Origin of the sequence: Tropheryma whipplei str. Twist, from assembly GCF_000007485.1 — a bacterium.
Taxonomy (GTDB): Bacteria; Actinomycetota; Actinomycetes; order Actinomycetales; family Microbacteriaceae; genus Tropheryma; species Tropheryma whipplei.
In genome coordinates this window covers 344426-368056 of sequence record NC_004572.3, presented here as the reverse complement: position 1 = coordinate 368056, position 23631 = coordinate 344426, and the positions used below count along the sequence as shown (strand labels likewise).

The following is a 23631-nucleotide window of genomic DNA, read 5'->3' as shown; positions in this document are numbered from 1 at the left end:
CAGTGTCAACAGCGCATTCTATCTGCCAAACCTACGACTTCTGCCCGAGTAGGCACGCAATGCAGCCCAGAAATCGTCACGTCTAAAATCTGGCCAAAGTTTTGACATAAAGATAAGCTCTGCATATGCAGACTGCCAGAGCATAAAGTTACTCATCCTATTTTCACCGGAAGATCGCAGGAATAAATCAACATCTGGAAAATCAGGCATGTACATTCTCCTAGAGATGATTTTTTCGTTAACTGACTTAGCAGAGATGAGACCACTATTTACATCACTTACAATGCTTTTTATAGCATTTACAATTTCCTGTCTCGAACCGTAATTGAGGCACACATTCAGATTCATAGCAGTGTTTTTCTTGGTAATTTCCTCCGTATCCCTCAATTCTTTGACAAGAACTTTACCAAGCCTATTTGGTACGCCAGACCAGCGCACCCTAACACCCCAATGAGCAAAAAGTTCACGACGCCGAGCAATTACATCGCGCGTAAATCTTAACAGAAACCGAACTTCATCAGGTGCCCTAAGCCAGTTTTCTGTTGAAAATACATACAGAGATAAATACGGTACACCAACCTGAACAGCCCCGGCCACAACATCAATCAAAGCGCTTTCGCCGGCTTTATGCCCCTCAATACGCGGCAAATTACGCTGATTAGCCCAGCGCCCATTTCCATCCATAACAACCGCAACATGTCTTGGCAAAGATTTCCTCGGGATATGCGGCGGAGTTTGACCCGTCCAGTCGACTGAAAATATCTCCACGATTACACATTTCCTGCCAGCATATCCTCACCAGGACTTCGCAACAATTTTTAGGCTTTTCAATGGATGATCAATATGCCACTGCGTATACTCAAAGACAAAGTTTCTTGCCTGTCCGCGAAGCGACTCATCGGACTCGTTTATATAGGGCCAATCGCCCTCCCTCAAGGCCAAAAGATACTCGCATAACTTATTGTTTACCACCGGATGTTCTGAACAAGAAGTGCAAACAAGACCACCTGCAGAAATATCTATTGTGTACTCTACGAGAGGTAAAAGGCATTTGGCGCAATTTTCAAGCGCAGGCCGCCATCCCGCTGCAGACATAGAACGCAGAAGGTATGAACTGCAGATAGCCTCAGGCGAGCTAATTCCTCTCGAAAGTGCTGAAAAGGCACCGTGTAAAAGATCAAACTGCTGAACCGACCCACCGGCAATACCGAGACGTCTCCCAGTCTCTGCAATAACATTTGCAGCAATATAAGATTCCGTACTTTTCACAAGCCTCGACCCATATGATGCCAGAATTTCTGCCTGACTTACACCGTCCATACCACGACCGATGTACAAAAAAGCATCGATTACGGTAAAAGGTTCAAGCGAAGAGCCAAAGCGAGACTTAGGACGCCTAATTCCCTTGGCAACAAAATCCGATGTTCCATTGGACCGTGTAAAGAGGGTAATGATCCTGTCTGCTTCACCCAGTGGTTTTGTTCTAAGAACAATAGCTCTGTCACGATAATGCCCGCTCACATCCCAATTCTTACACACGTACCATTCAGGAAAGGTAAATCTTGCCAAGAAATGACTCACTTTTTTGCCAGTTCTTCACAACCTTCACAATAAGACGTAGATATACCTTTTTGCCAAGAAATGATTCAATGGCTAACCGCGAAGTAATTGATATGTTTTTAATTGTTCTGCCACCCTTGCCTAAAACAATCATTTTTTGACTGTTTCTTTCAACATACAAATTGGCATGAATAAAAACCCTATTGCTATCCGTCAAAATCTCTTCAACCTCTACAAGCAATGAGTGGGGAATCTCTTGCTCCAATAGACAAAGTGCTTTTTCACGAATTAGCTCAGATATCTGATCAGACACGGAAGGCTTTTCATGATCAAAAAATAGCTTTTCAGAAAAATTGAGGCAATTCTCGAAAAAGACATCTTTCAATAAATCAATCTGAACCGCCCGTTTTGCAGAAACTGGAACAACGGCGGCAAAATTACACCCAAGGTCAGATATTTCGGATAACTTTAGCAACAAATCACGCTTTTCTACGCGGTCAATTTTTGTTACAATTGCAATTTTTTTATATGGCCCAATGGCCTCAACTTTATCCAGGATGAACCTGTCCCCCGAGCCTATTTTTTGATTTACCGGGAGGCATATACCAATTGAGTCGGAGGCAGACAGAGCACAAGTGGTCATTTCATTCAAACCTTTACCGAATGGGGTTTTCGGTTTATGAATCCCCGGTGTATCTGTTATTGCAATTTGTGCATTCATCCTGCTTATAACACCGCGGATAATTCTTCTTGTAGTTTGTGGCTTATCACTGGTTATCGAAAGATGTTCTCCAACAAGAGAATTTATAAGCGTCGACTTTCCAACATTTGGCCTGCCAACGAGTGTAATTATCCCCGATCTATAGCCTCCGGGGGATCTAGATACGACCAAGCGAAGGCCTAAGGTCTGGGGTTATTGTAATCTCTTCAGAAGGCGTTCCAAGATTCTCCAGGGCAAAAAAATCCTCTATGAGCTTTGCCTGGAGAGAAAACATTTCCTTTTTAGAGGGCGCATCAGAGTGATCAAACCCGAGCAAATGCAAAAAACCATGTACCACGAGCAAATAGATTTCATGCTCAAATGGATGCCGCACAGCCTGGCGCATTACGGTCTCTGGACAGACGACGATATCACCCAGGACACCATAGACAAGTGAATTTTCACTGCCAGGGGCTATTTCATCGATTGGAAAACTTAAAACATCGGAATCCTCATTCACCCCAAAATGCTTAATCTTTAAGTCACGCATTTCTGCTGCAGTTATAAAACTCACACCAAGATATGAGCCCTTGTCTATGAATAACGTACGGTAGAGAAAATCAACTAGAGATTCGGTTTTAAAATAACAATCGTTGTACCCCGAGCTGTTCTGCAGATACAGCAAACCTGTCACTCACCCAGTGCTTCACCCGACAATATGTGGGCATGAACATGAAAAACAGTCTGCCCGACAAGGGCCCCGGTATTGAAAATGAGCCTAAACTGACTGCCAAAATCCTTTGTTAGCCTAACCGCTATTGCAAGAATTTTATTCACAAAGAGGGGGTCATCACGCACCGCCTCTGTTACGTCTTTCCACGGATGTTTCGCTATTACAAGATAATGAATTTTCGCCTTTGGCGCAATATCCTCTATACATATAAATTCATCATCCTCAAAAAGAATCTCTGCCGGAACCTCACGATTTATGATTCTTGTAAAAATAGACGTCATATCTGGCTATGATAATACCCGATGAGGCAGGAAAATTACCATCGCCCCAGGAAAAAATTAACAAGCGACAAGGCCGCAACACTCGCTGTGGAGGATTTAAGAGTCTCAATTCCCAAGCTACAGCAAATTCCCGGTATTGTGGAAATCTCTTCCCTGGTAATCCCACCTTCAGGGCCAATTAGAAGAAAAACTGATTTTCTCTGTAGAAACAAATTCCCGAGAGAGCTAAGTCTTGTATTGGATCCTGGATCTAAAATGATGGCAAGAGAGTCTCCAATTTCTTCGACAAGCCGTTCTGATGGTATATCAGCCTTCACAACGGGAAACCATGCACGCCGTGACTGCTTGGCAGCCTCACGTGCAATACTCGACCACCTGCGACTCGATGAATTGAAACTTCGATCTGATTTCCAGGGCACTATCCTGTCAACACCGAGCTCAACAGCGCTCCGCACAGCAGATTCTGCGCTTGCGCGTCTGCACAGAGCTTGAAGCAAGGAAACAGTGACGCGATTGGGCTTATGAAGAGTAAGATTCATTATCCTTGCGGTAATGGTTCCTGGCTGGCTTGACACAGTGACCCGGGCATTCGCTGTGCGACCCATTGTGTCTGTTAGACCAATTTCCTCGCCAACTCTTATTCTTCGCGAAAGACAGGCATGCCTCTGTTCCCTATCTGATAGAAAAACCGTGTCACCTTCTGATAGCTCAGAAAGGTTCTCAGCAATAAAAAATCCGCTCATGATAACACCGACAGAATTTTTTAGAAAGGTATCTTATGTAAACTTATTTTTCAGCCACGAAAAAAATCCTGATGTACGCTTTGCAAGCTTCGGTTTTGGTGGGTTAGGCATAATCTTTTTCAGTAACGCACGGTGTTCTGGATCTAATTTCTGCATGAGCAATACATTCAGAACAATACAAAGATCGCCCTTTCCCCCCCTCAGAGTCACTGCGCCTTTATTCGCAATCCGAATCACATCCCTATTCTGACTCAGAGCTGGAATAACAACAGCAAGCTCTCCATCTAAGCTGTCAATTTTTACCTTTGTGCCAAGTAAGGCGTCAACGAGGCTTATATCGAGTCGGCAGTACAGATCCTGACCGTCACGGAGAAAATAAGGATGTTCTTTAACCTTGCAATCAACATATAAATCACCTGGCATTGCCCCGCCGGCATTGCCCATATTCGGGATTTTTATTCTCATTCCGGTTTCTACCCCGGGGGGAATATTGATTGTAATATCTCTGGGGGCACTGCGGCTCCCGTTACCGTAACATCTCCTGCAGGGATGATCTATCCTCTCGCCATTACCTCGGCACTTCGAGCATGTATTCTGGGTAATCAAATTGCCAAGCGTCGTCCTTACCTCACCCCTGACTACACCAGAACCGTTGCAGTCAAAACATACCTCGGCCTTATATCCCGGCTCACTCCGAGTGCCATTACACACATCACAAACAACGAGTGAGTCGATCTTTACAACCTGTGATCCGCCATAAATAGCTGTTTTTAGGTCAATATCAATATTGACAAGTAAATCAGAGCCTCTCTGAAATTCAGCAGATGTATCAAAAAAACTCTGGAATAGATCAGACAGATTAAAATCAGACGAAAAACCACCTGATACATGCCGATCATACCGTTGACGCTGTTCAGGGTCGCTCAAAATATTGTAAGCATGTGTTACAGCCTTAAAGCGATCAGCTGAATCCGGATTTATATCGGGATGCAACTCACGCGCAAGGCGCCTATAAGCTCTTCTTATTTCGTCAACACTCGCATTATGGTCAACACCAAGAATGCCATATAAATCTTCCATCTTACAAAGGTCAAAAATTCAGAAAGATAGCCCAAAAATTACAAGGCATACCACAAATCCGAAGCTCAAGGGACATGAATAAACCCTTTCACCCCCGATAAGACTCTGATCTACAGACCTTCTTCACTCCCTCTATCGAACATAATACTCAAGGGTCAAAACTAGCATAAATCAGACCTTGACCTCCTTATTCAAAACTATCAATATTGTTATTTTTCCAGTCAAACACACATCTTCCCCAGAGCCTGAAAGCAAAGAATTCAGAATCCACTACAAGTTTCAAAAGATAAACGCTTGTATATGGAAAAGTCCTCGGCATCAATCCAGTACATGAATCTGATAAAGGTCATTATGTTCTACGCGTAAAATCCCTCACTAGAGCAAAAAGCTGTATAAACACTGTCAAATAAAATGACAACAATTTACAGATTCAAAGACACTAAGGCTATAGAGCCCAAGTAGGATCTAAGACGCGAAGATACCGCGAAACTAGATGTTTGCTCGCATTCATTGTTATCCAAGAAACACATGAGGCCCTCCTGAGGATTCTCACAGTAAATCTAACAGAAGAATCAGGATGCTTTTCGATAAAAAACCCCTCCTCAAGATGCAACCCATGACCGACAATTGAAGCCAAAATTAGGGCCACTCGATTCACATCACTGACAGCATAAACAACCCGCATAACAGAACGAACACGCCGCAGGCCGCTCCTTAGCGCAACAATGCATCCAGGGCGGGCAAAATCAAAACCACTCTCATCAAGAATTCGCTCCTTATCTCTCAATATCGGTGATCCACCCAGACAATCAACTTCCCCAGGATCTAAAACCCTCACATTAAGTCCAGCAAGACGATGAACTTTCCAGCACATAAGCAATTCTCGAGAAGAAAAGAAACGCTTATCACCACTACCTAGGCTTACTGAAGCTTCAACCAGTCTATAACCACTCGGAACATATTTTGGAGACCCCAGACAATCTGTCACACCAACACATGGATACTGTGCGGGCGCAAATCTAAATGATTTAGCCGAGGCCCGTGACATAAGGCCACCACGTTTATTTGTACGATGAAAGCGTTGCAACAAATACCTCCTGCGGAACCTCGACCCTGCCAATCAGCTTCATGCGGGCCTTGCCCTGCTTCTGCTTTTCAAGCAACTTGCGTTTTCTAGTAATGTCACCACCGTAACACTTGGCCACAACATCCTTTCTAACAGCACGAATGGTTTCACGCGCTACAACTCTGGATCCAATCGCGGCCTGAATAGGCACCTCAAACTGTTGTCGTGGAATAAGCTCACTCAAGCGCTTTGAAATACTGGACCCATAAGAGTACGCCTTACTGCTGTGGACTATTGCACTAAATGCGTCTACCTTGTTTCCTTGCAATAGGATATCAACTTTTACCAGGTCGGCGGGCTGACTGCCTTCAGGATTATAGTCAAAGCTAGCGTACCCTTTTGTCCTACTCTTTAAACTGTCAAAAAAGTCAAACACTATTTCAGCGAGGGGCATGACGTAAATAAGTTCAGCTCTTACTGAGCCAAAGTACTCAATACCCTGCATAACACCACGTCGTGCTTGACAGAGTTCCATAATCGAACCGATGTACTCCTTTGGAGACAATATGGACACCTTGACGGTTGGCTCTTTTATTTCTTTTATTTTGCCAGACGGAAAGTCACTAGGGTTCATAACGACCAAAGTTTTTTCACCATCAGGAGTGATTTCGTAAGCGACACTGGGGGCCGTTGAAATCGTCGCAAGACCAAATTCACGGTTAAGTCTTTCACTTACTATCTCCATGTGCAAGAGACCCAAGAATCCGCATCTAAAACCAAAGCCAAGAGCAGCAGATGTCTCTGGAGTGTACACAATCGATGCGTCAGAGAGTTTTAATCTGTCAAGCCCTTCGCGAAGCGCAGAGTACTCGTTTCCGTTAAGCGGGTAAATACCTGAGAACACCATCGGCTTGGGATTTGAGTAGCCTGGCAAAGGTACTGTAGCTGTGTGAGTATCGGTTGTAATTGTATCCCCAACCCTGGATTTCCTGACGTCTTTGACGCCTGTTATGAAATAACCGACTTCACCAACTGAGAGACTGTGGCGCGATTGCGGTTCGGGGTTAGAAACACCCACTTCCAATAAGGTATGCTCAGCGCCTGTCGACATCATTCTTATTTTGTCACCGACACGTATCGTTCCATCGCACATTTTTACATACGTTACAACCCCTCTGTACGAGTCATAGATAGAATCAAAGATAAGCGCGCGAGGGGCAGAGGTAACATCCCCTTTCGGGGGCGGAGCTTTTCTGACAATTAGATCAAGTAGTTCTTTTACGCCATAACCTGTTTTACCCGATACATGCATTACGTCTTCTACTCGACATTCCAAAACCTCTGACAGCTCCAGCGTTGCCCCTTCGACGTCGGCAGAAGGCAGATCAACTTTGCTCAAAACGGGTATTATCAAGAGATTATTCTCAATTGCAAGATGAAGATTGGCCAAGGTTTGCGCTTCAACCCCTTGGGTGGCATCGACGAGAATAACAGCCGCTTCACACGCGGCCAAAGAACGAGAGACTTCATATGTAAAATCAACATGTCCGGGGGTGTCAACCATGTTCAAGACATATTGCGTCGCATCGCAATCCCACTGCAGCGTAACAGCCTGGCTTTTTATGGTTATGCCCCGCTCGCGCTCTATATAAAGCCGGTCAAGATACTGTTCACGCATATCCCGATCAGAAACCGCGCCAGTTAGTTGAAGTATGCGGTCGGCAAGAGTTGATTTACCGTGATCTACATGCGCAATAATCCCAAAATTACGTATTTGCTCAGGCAGAACCCTATCAGTCATAAAAAAATTCTATGCATAAATTGTTGCGATCATGGGCCATTATTACATCTGATAGCATAGTTTTGCCCGATCTGACTGGCTGGTTCGAGCTGTGGGGTTTGTCGCCCTCCTCCTTCCGGTCAGTTTAGCTCGAGCGTAAGCCTGACGGTGCTGCGTGGGTGCTTGCCGTCTCTTGTACGGGTTAATATTTGTGTCAATTAATATTTGTGTCAAAAGGGTTAATATTCAAAAGGGTTATTTGTGTTAAAGAATTCTAGAGCGCGAGGTGTCTTAGTCAGTGGCTAATATAAAGTCTCAGATAAAAAGGAACCGGACAAACGAGAATAACCGCTTGCGAAACAAGGCGGTCAAGAGTGAGCTCAAGACACTTATCCGCCTGGTCAAGCGTGCGGCGCGCGATAATGATTTGCCAAGGGCGGAAGATGCCCTCAGACGTGCTTCTTTGAAGCTTGATAGAGCCGTTAGCAAAGGCGTTATACACCCCAATCAGGCGGCCAACAGGAAGTCTGGCATAGCAAAACTTGTTGTGGCAACTCGCCTGAGAAACTCGACTGCCGGAGAGTAAGGCCCCTTAAAAAAACCCTTCCATAGAGGTTTCAGTCACAAGAGGTTTCGGCCACAGTTTTTAGGCTCTATAACAATCGTATACAGAGTCTATTTTCCGTATTTCAGACATAACCTTTTCCAAACGCGAGACGTCATAGGCTTCGCATACAAATTTATTACTGGCCCTATGCTGATTTGTTGAGAGATTAGCAGATAGGATATTTATACGATATTCAGAAAAAACCTTGGTAATATCATTGATCAAGTCGGGCCTGTTTAGGCCATCAATTTGAATAGACACCCTGAATGGCTTTGTCTGGGCGCTACGGCTCCATTCAACTTTGACCAACCTGCTATCTTTCTCCGGCATATGTGAGATATTGCCGCAGGACATGATGTGAACCGAAACCCCCGTACCTCTCGTGACATAACCGATAATCTCATCGCCGGGAACTGGTGTGCAGCACCTTGCAAGGCGCACTAGGATATCATGTATCCCCCGAACCAGAACAGATGGCTCGTTTGCAGGTTTGTCTGTTGCAGGTTTGTCTGTTCTAATAACCTGTATCGGGGATGTCTCATCCTCAACGGTGTCATGAATCAGCTTGGACAGGGTGTCAACAACGGCCAAGGCTTTAAGCCTTCCCTCGCCAACAGCGCGGTAGACATCATTGATATCACTAAAGCGCAGAGATGACAGGAGTTCGGGTAGGCGCTTTTGAACATATTTTACGGACACATTGCGCTTTCTAAAGCATTTTAAAAGAGCGTTTTTACCCAGCTCAATTGCCTCTTCTCTCCGGCTTTTAGTAAAGAAACTTTTTATCTTATTTCTCGCCCTTGTGCTTTTTACAAACTCAAGCCAGTTTTTGTTTGGAGAGTAGTTGGCAGACTTAATCGTCAGTACCTCTACTACATCGCCTGTGGATAACGGTGTGTCCAGTGAAACCATACTGGAATTAACCTTTGCGCCAACAGTTCTGTGCCCAACTTCGGTATGTACGGCATAGGCAAAATCAACAGGTGTTGATCCTGCTGGAAGTCCTACAAGCTTGCCGGCAGGCGTAAAAACATAAATGTCCTTTACGCTCAACTCATAGCGCATATTCTCGAGCAACTCGTTTGAATCACTGCTTTCCTGCCAGTCGGCTATGCGCGAGATATAGACAGACTCATGATCAAGTGCCGCAGTTTTTCTGAATGCAACCGTAGGAGATCGCAGTTTTTCCTTGTATTTCCAGTGGGCAGCAATCCCAAATTCTGCCTGACGATGCATTTCTGGGGTTCTGATCTGTATTTCTACCGGAAAACCCCCATCGAGCATAACTGTTGTGTGTATTGACTGATAAAAATTCGACTTTGGGGTTGCTATATAATCCTTAAATCTCCCCTGCATTGGTGTCCACCGTGTGTGCATACTACCCAAAACTGCATAGCAATCACGCAGAGTAGGAACCACGATTCGGAAAGCTACTAAGTCTTGTATGTCTGAGAAACTATGACCGCGCAAGACCATTTTTTGATAAATCGAATATATTTCCTTTGGCCTCCCCGATACCTTACCGCGAATTCTCAGAAGCTTCAATTCATCGTCAATCCCCGAGCGAACCTCATTTATAAGTTTCTCTCGCCTGGGGGAGCGTTTATTTACAAGCTCCAAAATTTCCTGATAAATCTTTGGCTCAAGCACCATAAAAGATAGATCTTCTAATTCAGTTTTTATATTTTGTATGCCGAGTCTGCCAGATAATGGGGCATATATTTCCAAAGTCTCACGGGCCTTACGCTTAGCCGATTCAATCGGAACAAAACCCCAAGTTCTTGCATTATGCAGTCTGTCAGCAAGCTTTATAACAAGAACTCTTATGTCCTTAGAAATCGCAACAATCATCTTCCGCCAGCTCTCGCTCTGCACATTTACGCCGTATTTCATGCGATCGAGCTTTGTCACCCCGTCAACTAACAGAGCGACTTCCTGGCCAAAAGTTTCCGATACTTGGTCTATTGTGAAATCAGTATCCTCAACGGTGTCATGCAAAAGTCCAGCAGAAACGCCATTTGGGCCCATTCCAAGATCTGACAGTATTTCCGCCACCGCAACTGGATGCGAAATATATTCTTCTCCAGAGTACCTCTTTTGACCCTTATGACACTCACTGGCAATTTTGTAGGCCAGAGTTACCCCGGATAGATCAGCCTTTGGGTGATGCTTTGCAATGACTTTCAAAATATTATCTATGCCGGTTGTACGATACTGACTAAACAACCTGGAGAAAAGACTTATATTTGCTATTTTCATTACAAAGCTCCTGTGCACATTTTAGCTCTTCAGGAACCCCGCAAAACACAGAAAAATAGTCAACACGACAGATGCATGTAATTTATATTTACCTACATACTTAGATGGTCTGAGCCTGGCCTGTTACGCTTACGCAATACAAGATCTCTGAAGCTAAGAGAAGACACAGAAGCCCATTAATAAATCTCAAATATTGTTATACAAAATGCAATCTATATGCTCAGTATGCTGGAGTGTCGCTTAGCATCCTTGACCAAACGGGTTTGTGTAACAGTTATCAGCAAAGAGACTTATCTTCCAGCCAAAAACGTCAATATTACGTGGTTGGGCATCCAGAAATATTTCACCAATCGCAGGTTCCCATCCGGTCCCCCAGTTAACTTTTGCTCTATAAAAGACTCTCAGGGTTACAATATGATTTCCTACCTGCCCATACACATGACTGGCTCGATTCGTGTAAGACACATCCGAATAGCCATCGCCATATGTCCAGGAATATCTAACCGGGTAAATCCTGACATCAAAATCATCACCCAAGAGATTGAAAGTACCGCTTCTGCTTCTTGCAATTGCAGTTATATCAACTGGTCTGCGCACTAATGCGTACGGCTTTACACTGATTGTTGGAGGCGGGGGTGCTATTCTCTTCTGATCATATAGATCACGTATTGAAATACTCCGCTTTATAGGTTTGCGTACAGGTGTTTTGCCAGGAGGCTTGTCGTTACCAAGTGGCGCACACCCCCAGGTGCCTGGCGCACATAAAGTATCTGTACCTCTGACATAATGCCAATCAGGTTTTACCCTGCTAGGTGAAACAGACCCAACCCTTTTGCGACCATGACCACCGCGATTAGGACGTGGGTGCTTCACTCTGTGTTCTGATTTTTCAGCGATATATTCACCGTCTCCCGGGGTAAGAGATGTATCGGCGTAAACATGATCTGTCTTCGTGAATGACGAGAAAAACTGGGAATGTACGCAGAGCAGAACCATCACAGGAATTATGGTCTTTCTAAACATTCAGATCCTTTACAGAAATTGTGCAATAAATTGTTTCGTAAAAACAGTACGACAAAAAACACTCAATATATGAAGTTTTCAACAGGTCAAAACGCACTCGAAGGGATTCCAAGCATTTCAGCAGCCTGTGCGCTAGAGCGTGCGCGGTTTTATACAGATCTCAGGCAACTATGAATAGGACATACATCAACCCGGCGCCTTGACAGATGCTTTTCTTAGACGCTTTTCTTTCCCAGAAGGTAATTTCTTGCATAACAAAGCATATGTTGGAGAAGCTATAACAATCGTTGAATACGCACCGGCCAGCATTCCGATAAAAAGCGCAACAGATATATCACTCAGCGTACTTGCACCAAGGATCAAAGAGCCAATGAACAATATCGAAGCAACCGGCAAGACTGCTATAAGAGAAGTATTAATAGACCTGACAAACGTCTGATTGACTGCCCTATTCACTATCCCCTTATAATCCGAGCAAGTTGGATCAAGAGCCCTATTTTCACGTACCCTATCAAAGACAACAACGGTGTCATAGAGTGAATATCCGAGAATTGTCAATAAGCCAATAACTGCAGCAGGAGTTATTTCAAGACCCAACAAACCGTAAATACCAGCTGTGATGATAAGGTCGTGAAAAAGCGCAATAATAGCCGATAGGGACATCCTCCAAGTTCTGAAGTAAAGTGCCATAACAACAAAGACAAGGAGCAAAAAAATAACAAGCCCCTGTATTCCCTGTCTTGTAACGTCTTGCCCCCAACTTGGACCAATGTATGATGCCGCGACCGCGTCATGTGACACCCCATACGTATCGGCAAGGGCATCACGCACACTATTTGACTGAGTATCTGATAGCTGATCTGTTCTTACAACAAGGCCCTTACCGAAAGTTGTCACAACAGATGGCTTGTCTACAGTTTTCTTCACTACTTCTCTCGCAAGCTCAATGCTTTTTTGCTTCACATCAGAAATAACAAACTGAGAACCTCCGGTGAATTCAATGCCAAATTTGTATCCACCGTGAAAGAACGGTCCGAGAATTGCGACAAGAAGAATAACAAAAGACGCGGAATACCATATCTTATACCGACCAACGAAGTCTATTGATCTCCGTCCACTGTAAAGATCGTCACTAAACCGCGCAAACCACGCCATTAATGCCCGGCCTTTCGCTCTGCTATCGTCTTTTGAGATTTATCACGCGTCATAAGCCTACCCCTGTAAACAGCTGATTTAACATTCAAACCACTGTATTTCCGAGTAAAGAAACTACTGTGGGAAAGATACTGCAAAACGGGATGCGTGAAGAATACAACAACAAGCAAGTCAACAAGAGTTGTAAGGCCAAGGGTAAACGCAAAACCCTTTACGCTTCCCACCGCGACTAAAAACAAAACAATAGCAGCCAAAAAGTTCACTGCATCAGAGGCGCAAATTGTCCGCAGTGCGCGTGACCACCCACGATCCACTGCACGGACAATATCCCTTCCTTCTCGTAACTCATCCTTAACCCGTTCAAAATACACTATGAAGGAATCGGCAGTAATACCAATTGCAACAATCAGACCGGCAACACCAGCTAAAGAGAGACGATACCCGTTTTGCCAGGAAAGGAAGGTTATTACAAGATAAGTAACAATAGCCGAGCAAATGAGAGATGATACTGTCAAGAGCCCAAGAAGTCGGTACTGAAACAATGAATAAACCACAACAAGAATCATTCCCAGGATCCCAGCCAAGATTCCGCTTTGTAACTGGCTCGATCCTAGGGTGGCGGAAATATTTTCGCTTGACTGGACCTCAAAGCTAACTGGAAGAGACCCGAAACTAAGCTGACTGGCAAGAGCAGTGGCAGTTGTCTGGTTGAAGTTACCCGTTATCTGCGGATTACTGGTAACACCCCTGACTTCAGGAGCTGTTATAACAACTCCATCCAAAACGGCTGCAAACTGATTTCTGGGGGCCGCAAGAGATATAAGGCGATTTGACACATCCTTAAATTTCTCACCACCGTGCGCGTTAAAGGTAATCGTAACACCCCAGCCAATAGAAGCACCTGCAAAATGCGATGAAACGGGATCTGCCACCGCTCTTGATATATCAGTTCCGCTTACTTCAACAGGTCCCAGTAGATACTTTGTGGTTCCGTACTGATCACATACAACAAGGGGAAGATTATCTGGGGTACTGTCCCCGGCGTTATCTTTACAATTGTGTGAATCAAAACGATCGCGCCAGTATTTCGTAATCCACGCCATATCGCTGCCATTTTTTGGGCGCGGAGAAGGAATCATGCCAGACGTATCGTGTGGAGTCTTGGGAATATTTTTCCGATGCTCGCTAGATTTCGGCGACCCACGTGTGGCATTCTTATCACCAATCGCGGCGCTGGCTGTCGAACCTGCATGTGTGGACCCTTCATTCATAGCAGCATGCTGAATGGGCTTCGTTAGTAAAACAGCACGCATATCCATCTTGGATGAAGAGCGAATCCTGTCATAAACCTCCTTAGAGGGTGTGCCAGGAATAGATACGGATATATTTGTACTACCCTGGACGGAAATCTCTGCCTCGGAGATTCCGCTTGAATCAACCCTATTGCGAATAATAGCAACTGCCTGCTGGAGCTGTTCGCTGGTAATCTCCTTTTCGGCAGACTTAGCACGCAAGACAATCTGCGTTCCGCCCTCAAGATCTAGGGCGAGCTTCGGCAGAAAGGTACTGCCAGAGAAAAAGACCTGCCAGATATCTAGAGAAAGAAGGAGAAGGACAACCACAGCCAGGATGCCAAGAGATCTCCTCGCCTTTCTTATTGCAGGTGGGAATTTATGCATTCACGAGATTCTGCAGAAGCCTTACTTATCCCTTGCAGAACGTGTCGACCTCGCCTTGGGTGCAGCGGATGAAGAGGCGGCAGAACGTGCAGTCCCAGTTTTTCCCGCCGTACTTCTCTGCTTCACCGCTTGTTTTGTAGCACCAGATCTCCGTGAAGCACTTCGTGAAGTATTTTTAGATACCGATACACCAGCACCCTCAGGGCTTCGCAGTACATCTGTATCCTCGGGTCTTTCATCTAATACCTGTTCACCTGGCGCCTGCAATTCCTCAACCCGGGCAATCGTTCTCGCATGAACTGACACAACACACCCGGGAGCAATCTCGAGGAGCGCTTTTTCGTCATCTATATTCTTCAAAGTACCAAAAAGGCCAAAAGAAGTCATTACACACACACCCGGGAGCAACTTGGCTTGAAGAGCAGCCATCTCCCTTTTTCTTTTCATTTGCGAAAAGAAAAAAGCAACCAGGAGGAGAACAAGGGCAATGGGGAACAATAACTCAAGAGACATGACAACCTTCTAAGACGAACCTCATAAGTATAACTCAAAGCCAGATAGATCTTCCTTGAAACCCATGTGTTTCCTGGCTAAATCGGTAATCTGACGGCCTCTGGGGGTCCTGACAAGGAGACCCTGCCTAACCAAAAACGGCTCTATAGAGTTTTCAATAGTTTCAGCCTCCTCGCCCAGATAGGCTGAAAGGGTTTTTATTCCAACCGGGCCTCCTGAAAAACGATCGAAGATAGCATGCAACACCGCCCTATCAAGTCGGTCAAGACCCAACGAATCGACTTCATAAACATCCATTGCTTTGAGTGCTATCTCCTTTGAGAGAATTTCTGATGAATTCGATACGAGCAAATAGTCACGCGTTCTGCGCAAAAGACGATTCGCAACACGAGGTGTTCCTCGACTCCTGACGGCAATACTTTCCAGGGCATCGTCGTAATACTGAATCTCCATAAGTCGTGCACTCCGAATCAAGACCTGCAAAAGCTCTTCTGGAGAATAGAAATCGAGGCGTGCAGTAAACCCAAAACGATCCCGTAATGGCCCAGGCAAGAGACCTGCTCTGGTGGTTGCGCCGACCAGCGTAAAAGGGGACAATTCAAGGGGAACGCTCGTAGCACCAGGACCCTTGCCAACCATAATATCAATGCGAAAATCTTCCATGGCAAGATAGAGCATCTCCTCAGCGACCCTACTCATCCTGTGAATTTCGTCGATAAAGAGAAGTTCTCCGGGCAAGAGGCTAGATAAAAGAGCAGCAAGATCTCCGGCATGCTGTATGGCAGGGCCGCTTGACATTCGTATTGAAACCCCACATTCAGCGGCAACAATCATTGCAAGAGTTGTTTTTCCAAGGCCTGGGGGTCCCGCTAAAAGTGCATGATCGGTAACACGCCCCTGAATTTTTGCTGCCTGTATCAAAAGGGCCAGCTGATTCTTTACCTTATTTTGTCCTACAAACTCAGCAAGCAGTTTCGGGCGCAAAGCACCTTCTGTTTGTTTTTCGTCAGACGTCACATCCAAGAGGTTATTCCTGTTTTGCAAGATATCTAAGGGCATTTCTCAAAATTTCTGGCATAGTCAAAGACTGATCTTTTTCTAAAACAGATTCCACGGCCGCAGCAGATTCCTGTCGCTGCCAGCCCAACCCAATAAGAGCCTGGACAATCTCGGCACTTCTATCAACCGCTTGTTCCTGTTTCCTGTTCTCTAATGGGACCGAAGTCAATTTCCCAGCAAGCTGTAACACTATTGTTCCGGCAAGCTTTTTTCCAACACCACTCACTCGCTGCAAGGGCTTGTCATCACCTTCCAGAACGGCCGCAGCAACCTCTGCCGGGGTCAAAACCGAAAGGATGGCAAGCGCAACCCGCGGGCCAACACCGGATATTGTTATTAGCTGTTCAAAAACAGTGCATTCCAGAACAGATGCAAAACCGTAAAGCGAAACCGAGTCTTCTCGGACTTGAAGACTGGTATAAAGTTTTACCTCAGCATCTACTTCAGGGTTAAAAGATTGTGGCACACGAACCAAAAAGCCTATACCATGCATGTTCACAACAACACTGCCGGGACGTACAGCCTCCAACAATCCAGAAAGTGACGCGATCAAAGCAAGCCCTCTGGCGCAAGCAATGCATATACAGACACTTACCGACCCCGCTCTGTCGAACTGGCCCCGAGTGCTGATAGCCATCGCAGCCTCGCCTCGGTAAAATGCTCATTGTGCAGTGCATATCGCCTGGCGCAACATACAGCAAGGGCCAAAGCATCTGACGCATCATGCCTGAGTGGAATATCTTGGGATAAAAAAACCCTATTTACCATGCTACGAATTTGATCCTTCTTTGCGTTTCCATACCCACAAATAGAGGCCTTTATTTCGCTCGGTGTGTGAAACGCAATATGGGTACCATGTTTGTAACATAGATAACTCGCCACGCCTATAACACCCGCAACGCCACTCACTGTACTCAAATTATGCTGCGCGAACACCTTTTCAAGCGCAAATAAATCCGGGGAAAACTCCTCGAGCATTGATAGAAGACTATCACCAATCTTTCCAATACGATTTTCAAATGACAAAGATCTATCGGTATGAAAAACTTTTACCGCCAAGAGCTCAAGAGAAAGAGGCCCGGTCGCATTTACAACGGCCACTCCACAATTGGTCAAGCCAGGATCAACAGCCATTATTCGCATGCGAGGTCTTTCCCGGAAAGATTTGTATAGACACCCTGAACATCATCACTCTCCTCGAGAGCTTCTATCATGCGAATAATCCGATCGTATTTTTGCTCTGGCAAAGAAACAGTCGAGTTTGGTACATACACCGTTTCTACTGACCTGTACTGTATCCCACTATCCCTCAGGGCGTTACAGACGGCAGACAAATTTGACGGCTCGGCAATAATCTCAAATCCGCAGTCTCCGGTTGGCACAATATCATCAACTTCGGCTTCAAGAACCGCCGACAAGACAAGATCTTCAGAGAGAAGATTTCCATTCGCATCACGGTCCTGAAGAACAACAATGCCTTTCCTCTTAAAGTTGTACGCAAGACTGCCGGGATTCACCATAGAGCAACCGGATCGCGTAACAATGGAACGAATACCAGCCGCACATCGGTTTTTGTTGTCAGTAAGGCATTCAACCAATAGTGCAACACCATCAAAAGCCTTTACTTCGTAGACAAGACTCACGTAATTTATGTGCTCGCCAGTCAGGCCCGAGCCACGTTTTATCGCCCTGTCGATATTATCGTTAGGCACAGAATTTTTTTTGGCTTTTTGAACAGCTTCAGCAAGGCCCGGGTTGCCCGCAAGATCAGGCCCCCCTTGCTTAGCGGCGACCTCAATAAGTCTTATAAGCTTCGCGAAATTCTTTGATCTTTGAGCATCATTAACCGCCTTTTTGCGCTTTATTGTTGCCCATTTTGAATGTCCTGACATACATCACCGTGTATCGATTATGACATACCAATAGCCTGAGCTCTATTCTAGACCCAGATGTAAAAAATATTCATGCACGGCTGCACCCCCGGTAAGCTCGGGATGAAATGCTGTTGCCATGACATTTCCCTGTCTTACAGCAACGATATCGCCCGACTCGAGACGAGACAAAACATCAACGCCCTCACCAATCTGAGTAATCTTTGGCGCACGAATAAAAGGCACAGTAATTTTTGAGTTTAGAAAGGAAACTTCGCTCTCAAAACTGTTTATCTGCCTTCCAAAGGCATTGCGCCGAACGGCAATATCAAGACAAGACAAAGTCTTTTGGTTAGGAAAATCTTCTACAAACGTCGATAGCATAATCATGCCCGCACACGTGCCGTACACAGGCATGCCAGACATGATGCGGTCTCTCACCAAATCAAACAGGCCGCTCTTCTGGGTCAGAGCGAGCATAGCAGTAGACTCCCCACCGGGAATTATAAGTCGCGTGACCCGGGAAAGATCTTCAGAAGTTTTTACTTGAATGTGGTCAGTGTTTAGCCTGCTCAAAATAAACAGGTGCTCATAAAAACTTCCCTGGAGGGAGAGAACTCCAACGGTCATTACACACCCCGATTCGAAAAACGCACATCAAGATTGGAAACACCGGGCATAGCCTGACCTAAATTACGCGACACGCGGGCTAGGAGATCCGCATCATCGTATTGAGCAGTCGCCTGAACAATTGCTGCGGCATAGGCTTTTGGATCTTCAGATTTAAAAATTCCCGAACCAACAAATACCCCGTCAGATCCAAGCTGCATAACAAGCGAAGAATCCGCTGGTGTTGCAATGCCGCCGGCAGTAAACAAAACAACCGGCAATCTGCCAAGCCTGGCTGTCTCTCGCACAAGATCAATTGGCGCGCCGAGCTTCCTGGCCCTGGCAGGAAGTTCATCTTCCCGCGCTTGTGTCAACGCAGATATCTCAGACAGGATAGCACGTATATGTTTTGTAGCCTGCGCAATATCGCCCGTACCAGCCTCCCCTTTTGACCTGATCATAGAAGCGCCTTCCGAAATACGACGTAAGGCTTCGCCGAGATTGGTCGCACCACAAACAAAAGGAACTGTAAATTTTCGTTTGTCGATATGATACGAAGAATCCGCAACAGACAAAACTTCCGATTCATCTATGTAATCAACTTTTAGTGACTGAAGGATTTGCGCTTCGGCAAAATGACCGATCCTTACTTTCGCCATAACAGGAATTGACACTGAATCCATTACCCGCTCAATCAAACCGGGATCGCTCATACGCGACACGCCACCAGAAGCACGAATATCAGACGGTATTTTTTCCAATGCCATAACAGCAACAGCGCCAGCATCCTCGGCTATCTTTGCCTGATCGGGTGTAACAACATCCATTATTACGCCCCCTTTGAGCATTTGCGCAAGACCTACCTTTAAATTGTCAAGCCCCATATCACGCCCCCGTCAAACTAAATCGTCCCACCCACGCTGTAGGTCACATCTCACTTGTTCTATCAGTTTTGGCAAGGCTTTTGTCCTCGCAATAATCGGAAAAAAATTAGAATCAAAAGCCCAACGCGGAACAATGTGCTGATGCAAATGCCCAGCAATCCCAGCACCCGCAACGCGGCCTTGATTTATACCGATATTAAAGCCTTCACAGCCCAACACGCGCTTGCTAACCAGTATAGCTTTCTGCAGCAAAAGACCCATTTCAAGAATCTCATCAGAACTCGCAAGATCATAGGTTGCAATATGCCGATATGGGCACACAAGGGTATGTCCCGAATTGTATGGATAAAGATTCATAACAACATAAGACAAGTCCCCTCGATAGACTATAAGACCCTCCTCATCTGTTTTTCTGTATGCAGAGCAAAATGGACAGGTCTCGGGATTTCCATCATGCCTGGCACCTTCCAGATACACAACACGATGTGGGGTCCAAAGTCTTTTATATCCATCCGGAATACCGGCAAAATCAGATGAACCTTCCTGCATATAATCAACTATTCAAGAACAGAATCGAAATCTATACGCGTCTGAATCTGTTTTTTACGGTCTATACTTGCACAAATTCCATCAAAGCATTTCTGAATGGGTAAATCAGATATCTGAGTTCCATCGCGAAATCTAATTGCAACGGTTCTGTTTGTCAAATCACGATCACCTGCGACCAGAACAAAGGGGATTTTTTCCTTTACATAGCTACGGATCTTTTTCGGTAAACGATCTTGCATATAATCAACCCTCGCCCGGATCAAACGCGACGAGAATCTAGAAACAAATTCCTCGAGATACGGTATATGGGCAGATGTAACAGGAAGGGCGACCACCTGTTCTGGGGATAACCAAGGGGGGAATGCCCCAGCATAATGCTCCGTAAGAACAGCGAAAAACCTCTCAAATGACCCAAAGAGGGCACGATGAACCATAATCGGGCGTTTTCTTTCTCCGGCACGGTCTGTGTAGAAAAGGCCAAATCTTTCAGGAAGATTAAAATCAAGCTGAATGGTCGACATCTGCCAATAGCGACCTATTGCATCTTTTGCCTGAACAGAAATTTTAGGTCCATAAAATGCCGCTCCGCCCGGGTCGTCTCGCGTCTGAAGGCCAGAATCCTGAGCAACTTTTTGCAAAATATGCGTTGCATAAGCCCAATCTTCATCGGAGCCTAAAAACTTACCCGATGCATCCCGAGTTGATATCTCAATATAAAACTGATCCAGCCCATAATCACCAAGAAGTGAAATTGTAAATTGCAAAGCCTTGGATACCTCGTCTTCAAAAGACTCTCTTGTGGCGTATATATGTGCGTCATCCTGAGTAAGCCCGCGCACACGGGCAAGCCCATGAATTGCCCCGCTTTGCTCATAACGGTACACAGTCCCAAATTCAGCAAGTCTAAGAGGCAATTGTCTATAACTCCTGGGCTGTGAGCTAAACACAAGGCTGTGAAAAGGGCAATTCATGGGCTTCAGATAATAATCAAACCCTTGAGAACACGAATCCTTATCAAGCCTCATTGGTGGAAACATGCTTTGGCCATACCATTGCAGGTGTCCGCTTCTTTCAAAGAGATCCCTTTTTGTTATATGCGGGCTGTACACAAAATTGTAACCCTCCTCAAGATGACGCAGGCGCGCGTACTGCTCCATTTCACTGCGAATAATCCCGCCCTTAACATGGAAGAGCGCAAGACCCGGGCCGATCTCATCTGGAAGGCTGAATAAATCAAGCTCTTTCCCAAGCTTTCGGTGATCAACAAGCTTTGCAAGCTCGACACGATCCAGATACCCCTTAAGATCCTTGGCACTGCCCCAGGCTGTTCCGTAAACACGCTGCATCTGTGGATTATCCGAATTGCCCCTCCAATACACAGATGACACATGCGTCAGGGCGAATGCATCCCCTATGAACCGAGTCGATGGAAGATGCGGGCCGCGGCAAAAATCCATCCAACGAACAGAACCAGAATCTGCATCGATATTGTAATAGATCGATAGAGTGTCATCGGTTGCGTTAATAATCTCCAATTTGAAAGGTTCATCACGAAACTGACTGTGCGCCGACTGCCTATCTACAACTTTTCGCACAAATTTCTGATCGCTATGCACTATCTCGCGCATCTTATCCTCTATAACTCGCAAGCTATCCGAAGAAAAAGGTTCGTTTACGGAAAAATCGTAATAAAACCCGTTTTCCGTAAACGGGCCAATACCAAGTTTTGCGTCCCCATAAATACTCTGAACCGCCTGCGCCAAGACGTGCGCACAAGAATGTCTGAGTATATCCAAACCATGCGGCGAGTCAAGCTCAATTGGCTCGGGCACCTTACCGGATGGAATTGATTCTGACAGGTCAAGTAACCTATCATCGCAAATCATGGCAACAACATCCGAACGACCAGAAAAAAATTCAAAACCGTCCACTGACTCATTCTACTTCGAAAGCGGACATATGAGGCCGTAACAGTGACAATCAAAAATAACAAACGTGTACAATACACAGGTGTGCACGCAAGGCGCGTGTGGGACGTGGTCAGAGGTGCTGTGTGTTTGAAAATGCAAAAGAGGCAGCTGAGTATATAAAATCGAATCAAATTGAAGTGCTTGATGTTCGCTTCTGTGATTTTCTCGGCGCTCAACATCATTTTGCCGTCCCTGCTCACGCAGTGGATGATGAGTTTTTTCAGTCACCCCAGGTCTTTGATGCTTCCTCTCTGAGGGGCTATGCGGATATAAACCATTCAGATATGCTTCTTGTCGCAGATCCATCGACGTCCTATATTGACCCGTTTAGACACCACAAAACCCTTGCGATGATCTTTGATGTGCACGATCCACGCACGGGGGACGTTTACGAGCGCGACTCACGTAATGTGGCTAAAAAGGCAGAAAAGTACCTCGCGGGGTGCCGTTTTGCAGATACAGCGTATTTCGCAGCCGAAGCTGAGTTTTTCATCTTTGATGACGTTCGGTTCAAGATCAGCAATCACTCATCATCCTATTCTGTTGATTCAGAGGAAGGTATTTGGAACTCATCACGCAGGAAAGGGGGTGGGAACCTTGGTAATCAGCTCAAACACAAGGGAGGATACGCCCCCCTTCCCCCTGCGGATCAACACGCCGACCTGCGCGATGACATAATGAATGCCCTAACAAAGGTTGGTCTGCGTGTTGAAAAAGGTCATCATGAAGCTGGCTCCGCGGGTCAAGGTGAGATAAATTACAGATTTAACACACTCGTCAATGCAGCAGATGATTTGCTGAAATTCAAATATGTCGTCAAAAACACAGCACATGAATGGGGAAAAAGCGCTACCTTTATGCCAAAGCCAATTGCCGGAGACAATGGGTCCGGGATGCACACTCATCAGTCACTGTGGAAAAATGGAAAACCCCTGTTCTACAGTGAAACCGGGTATGCCAATTTGAGCGATATCGCCCTGTGGTACATAGGTGGCCTGCTAAAACATGGCCCTGCTCTAGCAGCATTTACGAACCCGTCAACGAACTCATACAAGAGACTTGTTGCCGGATTTGAAGCACCAACCAGTCTCGTTTACTCTGCGGGCAACCGTTCGGCTGCTATCAGGATCCCCCCAACAATCGGAGCTGAAGGCAGTAAAAGAATTGAATACAGAGTGCCGGACTCCTCTTCAAATCCATATCTCGCGTTTTCTGCCTTGCTTATGGCAGGAATAGACGGAATAAAGAATAAAATACACCCGGGCAGCCCGGTTGAGCAGAATATGTACGAGCTCACAAAGGAGCAGTCAAGGGACCTGCGATATCTACCAAGCTCACTCAGCGATGCACTGCGTGCTCTTGAGCAAGACTGTGATTTCCTCCTTGAGGGGAATGTATTCACCCGTGAATTCATTAGCGCATGGATTGATTACAAGAGGAAGAATGAGCTTAACCGGATTGCGCAGTATCCTCATCCACTTGAATTTGGGATGTATTATGGGGTGTGATC

The 23631-nt window shown here is 45.6% G+C and carries 25 protein-coding genes; 2 read left to right on the top strand and 23 right to left on the bottom strand.

Features of this window, described 5'->3' with window-relative positions; all coding sequences use genetic code 11:
* Nucleotides 1-18 precede the first annotated feature (18 nt).
* From TWT_RS01695 to lepA, 10 genes are all read right to left on the bottom strand, one after another.
* On the bottom strand, nucleotides 19-768 hold the full coding sequence (locus tag TWT_RS01695; RefSeq protein WP_011096433.1) for an isoprenyl transferase: 750 nt from the start codon (nucleotides 766-768) through the stop codon (nucleotides 19-21).
* A gap of 27 nt (nucleotides 769-795) precedes the next feature.
* Nucleotides 796-1521, bottom strand: a complete 726-nt coding sequence (gene recO / locus TWT_RS01690; RefSeq protein WP_011096434.1) for a DNA repair protein RecO — start codon at nucleotides 1519-1521, stop codon at nucleotides 796-798.
* Nucleotides 1522-1546: 25 nt separating this feature from the next.
* A complete protein-coding gene (gene era / locus TWT_RS01685; protein ID WP_011096435.1) occupies nucleotides 1547-2452 on the bottom strand; it encodes a GTPase Era in 906 nt (301 codons plus the stop codon).
* A complete protein-coding gene (gene ybeY / locus TWT_RS01680) occupies nucleotides 2439-2954 on the bottom strand; it encodes an rRNA maturation RNase YbeY (protein ID WP_011096436.1) in 516 nt (171 codons plus the stop codon). Before ybeY ends, era begins: the two co-directional genes overlap by 14 nt.
* Nucleotides 2951-3274, bottom strand: coding sequence for a histidine triad nucleotide-binding protein (locus tag TWT_RS01675; RefSeq protein WP_011102478.1), 324 nt, complete (start codon nucleotides 3272-3274; stop codon nucleotides 2951-2953). Before TWT_RS01675 ends, ybeY begins: the two co-directional genes overlap by 4 nt.
* A 35-nt stretch (nucleotides 3275-3309) precedes the next feature.
* Nucleotides 3310-4017, bottom strand: coding sequence for a 16S rRNA (uracil(1498)-N(3))-methyltransferase (locus TWT_RS01670; protein WP_011096438.1), 708 nt, complete (start codon nucleotides 4015-4017; stop codon nucleotides 3310-3312).
* Nucleotides 4018-4050: 33 nt separating this feature from the next.
* Nucleotides 4051-5097: a DnaJ C-terminal domain-containing protein gene (locus TWT_RS01665; protein ID WP_011102477.1), complete on the bottom strand. Its 1047-nt coding sequence runs from the start codon at nucleotides 5095-5097 to the stop codon at nucleotides 4051-4053.
* A 187-nt stretch (nucleotides 5098-5284) separates the two neighbouring features.
* Entirely contained in the window at nucleotides 5285-5416 is a 132-nt protein-coding gene (locus TWT_RS05160) for a hypothetical protein (RefSeq protein ID WP_272940639.1), read from the bottom strand.
* A 126-nt stretch (nucleotides 5417-5542) separates the two neighbouring features.
* The gene (locus TWT_RS01660) at nucleotides 5543-6187 is read right to left on the bottom strand and encodes a DUF1990 family protein (protein ID WP_237696866.1); all 645 of its coding nucleotides are present in this window, start codon (nucleotides 6185-6187) and stop codon (nucleotides 5543-5545) included.
* The gene (gene lepA, locus TWT_RS01655) at nucleotides 6159-7964 is read right to left on the bottom strand and encodes a translation elongation factor 4 (RefSeq protein WP_011102475.1); all 1806 of its coding nucleotides are present in this window, start codon (nucleotides 7962-7964) and stop codon (nucleotides 6159-6161) included. Before lepA ends, TWT_RS01660 begins: the two co-directional genes overlap by 29 nt.
* A 277-nt stretch (nucleotides 7965-8241) precedes the next feature.
* Between lepA and rpsT the strand changes: the two genes are divergently transcribed.
* Nucleotides 8242-8529 (top strand): 30S ribosomal protein S20, encoded by a 288-nt coding sequence (gene rpsT, locus TWT_RS01650; RefSeq protein WP_011096442.1) that lies wholly within the window; start codon nucleotides 8242-8244, stop codon nucleotides 8527-8529.
* A gap of 60 nt (nucleotides 8530-8589) precedes the next feature.
* Here rpsT and TWT_RS01645 read toward each other — a convergent pair whose 3' ends face one another.
* From TWT_RS01645 to thrS, 13 genes are all read right to left on the bottom strand, one after another.
* The gene (locus TWT_RS01645; protein ID WP_011102473.1) at nucleotides 8590-10827 is read right to left on the bottom strand and encodes a RelA/SpoT family protein; all 2238 of its coding nucleotides are present in this window, start codon (nucleotides 10825-10827) and stop codon (nucleotides 8590-8592) included.
* 222 nt (nucleotides 10828-11049) lie between these two features.
* Nucleotides 11050-11832 (bottom strand): PKD domain-containing protein, encoded by a 783-nt coding sequence (locus TWT_RS01640; protein WP_011102472.1) that lies wholly within the window; start codon nucleotides 11830-11832, stop codon nucleotides 11050-11052.
* 186 nt (nucleotides 11833-12018) lie between these two features.
* Nucleotides 12019-12987, bottom strand: a complete 969-nt coding sequence (gene secF, locus TWT_RS01635; protein WP_011102470.1) for a protein translocase subunit SecF — start codon at nucleotides 12985-12987, stop codon at nucleotides 12019-12021.
* The gene (gene secD / locus TWT_RS01630) at nucleotides 12987-14666 is read right to left on the bottom strand and encodes a protein translocase subunit SecD (RefSeq protein ID WP_011102469.1); all 1680 of its coding nucleotides are present in this window, start codon (nucleotides 14664-14666) and stop codon (nucleotides 12987-12989) included. Before secD ends, secF begins: the two co-directional genes overlap by 1 nt.
* A gap of 21 nt (nucleotides 14667-14687) precedes the next feature.
* Nucleotides 14688-15179 (bottom strand): preprotein translocase subunit YajC, encoded by a 492-nt coding sequence (locus TWT_RS01625; RefSeq protein WP_011102468.1) that lies wholly within the window; start codon nucleotides 15177-15179, stop codon nucleotides 14688-14690.
* 21 nt (nucleotides 15180-15200) lie between these two features.
* Nucleotides 15201-16238: a Holliday junction branch migration DNA helicase RuvB gene (gene ruvB / locus TWT_RS01620; RefSeq protein ID WP_011102467.1), complete on the bottom strand. Its 1038-nt coding sequence runs from the start codon at nucleotides 16236-16238 to the stop codon at nucleotides 15201-15203.
* Nucleotides 16207-16791 carry a Holliday junction branch migration protein RuvA gene (gene ruvA, locus TWT_RS01615; RefSeq protein ID WP_033799925.1) on the bottom strand — a complete coding sequence of 195 codons (585 nt, stop codon included), beginning with the start codon at nucleotides 16789-16791 and terminating at the stop codon, nucleotides 16207-16209. The genes ruvB and ruvA overlap by 32 nt, the downstream gene beginning before the upstream one ends.
* A gap of 38 nt (nucleotides 16792-16829) precedes the next feature.
* The gene (locus TWT_RS01610) at nucleotides 16830-17372 is read right to left on the bottom strand and encodes a crossover junction endodeoxyribonuclease RuvC (RefSeq protein WP_230453602.1); all 543 of its coding nucleotides are present in this window, start codon (nucleotides 17370-17372) and stop codon (nucleotides 16830-16832) included.
* Entirely contained in the window at nucleotides 17372-18130 is a 759-nt protein-coding gene (locus TWT_RS01605; protein ID WP_011096451.1) for a YebC/PmpR family DNA-binding transcriptional regulator, read from the bottom strand. The genes TWT_RS01610 and TWT_RS01605 overlap by 1 nt, the downstream gene beginning before the upstream one ends.
* A gap of 42 nt (nucleotides 18131-18172) precedes the next feature.
* The gene (gene pdxT, locus TWT_RS01600; protein WP_011102465.1) at nucleotides 18173-18739 is read right to left on the bottom strand and encodes a pyridoxal 5'-phosphate synthase glutaminase subunit PdxT; all 567 of its coding nucleotides are present in this window, start codon (nucleotides 18737-18739) and stop codon (nucleotides 18173-18175) included.
* The gene (gene pdxS, locus TWT_RS01595; protein ID WP_011102464.1) at nucleotides 18739-19602 is read right to left on the bottom strand and encodes a pyridoxal 5'-phosphate synthase lyase subunit PdxS; all 864 of its coding nucleotides are present in this window, start codon (nucleotides 19600-19602) and stop codon (nucleotides 18739-18741) included. The genes pdxT and pdxS overlap by 1 nt, the downstream gene beginning before the upstream one ends.
* A 12-nt stretch (nucleotides 19603-19614) precedes the next feature.
* Nucleotides 19615-20151 carry an HIT family protein gene (locus tag TWT_RS01590; RefSeq protein WP_011096454.1) on the bottom strand — a complete coding sequence of 179 codons (537 nt, stop codon included), beginning with the start codon at nucleotides 20149-20151 and terminating at the stop codon, nucleotides 19615-19617.
* A gap of 8 nt (nucleotides 20152-20159) precedes the next feature.
* Complete coding sequence (thrS, locus tag TWT_RS01585) at nucleotides 20160-22082, bottom strand: threonine--tRNA ligase (protein ID WP_011102463.1); 1923 nt, start codon at nucleotides 22080-22082, stop codon at nucleotides 20160-20162.
* A gap of 122 nt (nucleotides 22083-22204) precedes the next feature.
* Here thrS and glnA point away from each other — a divergent pair, with 122 nt between their 5' ends.
* Nucleotides 22205-23629 (top strand): type I glutamate--ammonia ligase, encoded by a 1425-nt coding sequence (gene glnA / locus TWT_RS01580; RefSeq protein ID WP_011096456.1) that lies wholly within the window; start codon nucleotides 22205-22207, stop codon nucleotides 23627-23629.
* Nucleotides 23630-23631: the final 2 nt, after the last annotated feature.